Here is a 1330-nt window from a genome sequence, read left to right as displayed (position 1 = left end):
AGCGACACGGGATCAGCTTGACGCGGCTCGACCACCAGCACGCCCGGCAGGTTGCGCGAGGCCAGCAGCAGCTTTTCGTCCAGGCTGTCGGTAATAACCAGCACCGATTCCATGCCCATGCCCTTCAACTTCTGGGCCAGCAGCTTGGTCTTCGGGGCTTCGACGGCGAACTCTTCGACGACCGACAGGCGGCCTTCACGTGCCAACTGGGACAGAATCGAGCAGACACCTGCGCGATACATCTTCTTGTTGACCTTGTGGGTGAAGTTTTCGTCAGGCGAGTTCGGGAAGATACGGCCACCACCGCGCCACAGAGGCGACGAGGACATACCGGCACGTGCACGGCCAGTACCCTTTTGACGCCACGGCTTCTTGGTGGTGTGGCTGACTTCTTCACGATCCTTCTGCTTGCGATTGCCGCTACGCGCGTTGGCTTGGTAGGCAACCACGACCTGGTGGATCAGGGCTTCGTTGTAGTCACGGCGAAAAATGGTATCCGGTGCGGCGACGTTCGAAGCAGCTTGACCTGGTCATTCAGGAGCTTCAGTTCCATTGATTAGGCTCCCTTCTTCGCTTTGACTTTGACTGCCGGCGACACGATCACTTGACCGTTCTTGGCGCCAGGAACGGCACCCTTCACCAACAGCAGCTGACGCTCTGCGTCCACACGGGCGATTTCCAGGTTCTGGACGGTGGTCTTGACATCACCCAGATGACCGGTCATGCGCTTGCCGGGGAACACGCGGCCCGGATCCTGCGCCATACCGATGGAGCCAGGAACGTTGTGCGAGCGGGAGTTACCGTGGGTCGCGCGACCCGACGAGAAGTTGTAGCGCTTGATGGTACCGGCGTAGCCCTTACCGATCGACACGCCTTGCACGTCGACTTTCTGGCCAGCTTCAAACATGCCGATGCCAACGACGTCGCCTGCCTTCAGTTCGGCAGCCTTGGAAGCGTCAACACGGAATTCTTTGAGGACAGTACCTGCCTCGACGCCAGCTTTGGCGAAGTGGCCGGCGGCGGCTTTCACCACGCGCGAAGCGCGGCGTTGACCGAAGGTCACCTGAACAGCGGAATAACCATCCACTTCAGGCGTTTTGATTTGTGTCACGCGGTTGTTGGACACGTCCAGCACGGTCACAGGGATCGAATCCCCATCTTCCGTGAAGATGCGCATCATACCAACCTTGCGACCAACAAGGCCCAGGCTCATTGTTTTCTCCATTCCCGCCTGCGATTGGGCGGGGCTGATGTTCGTACTACCATAAATTATGGGCCTTGCAGACGCAAAACCCACATCGAAGCCGAGCATATAGCCCGAAACAAAAAT

The 1330-nt window shown here is 58.6% G+C and carries 1 protein-coding gene and 1 pseudogene; both read right to left on the bottom strand.

The features are described from left to right. Nucleotides 1-553: pseudogene (gene rplD / locus I5W_RS20500) on the bottom strand (50S ribosomal protein L4); the annotation flags it as partial. Nucleotides 554-556: 3 nt separating this feature from the next. Further along, nucleotides 557-1225, bottom strand: coding sequence for a 50S ribosomal protein L3 (gene rplC / locus I5W_RS20495; RefSeq protein ID WP_013232185.1), 669 nt, complete (start codon nucleotides 1223-1225; stop codon nucleotides 557-559). Between the last annotated feature and the right edge of the window lie 105 nt (nucleotides 1226-1330).

The sequence above is a fragment of the Herbaspirillum sp. B65 genome, assembly GCF_000333555.1.
In the GTDB taxonomy this organism is placed as follows: Bacteria; Pseudomonadota; Gammaproteobacteria; order Burkholderiales; family Burkholderiaceae_D; genus Herbaspirillum; species Herbaspirillum rubrisubalbicans.
Note: the sequence above shows the minus strand (reverse complement) of the source record. Positions and strands in the feature narration are given on the sequence as shown.

Coding starts and splice junctions, on each gene's coding strand:
- rplC (WP_013232185.1), bottom strand. CDS start 1,225: ATGGAGAAAACAATGAGCCTGGGCCTTGTTGGTCGCAAGGTTGGTATG.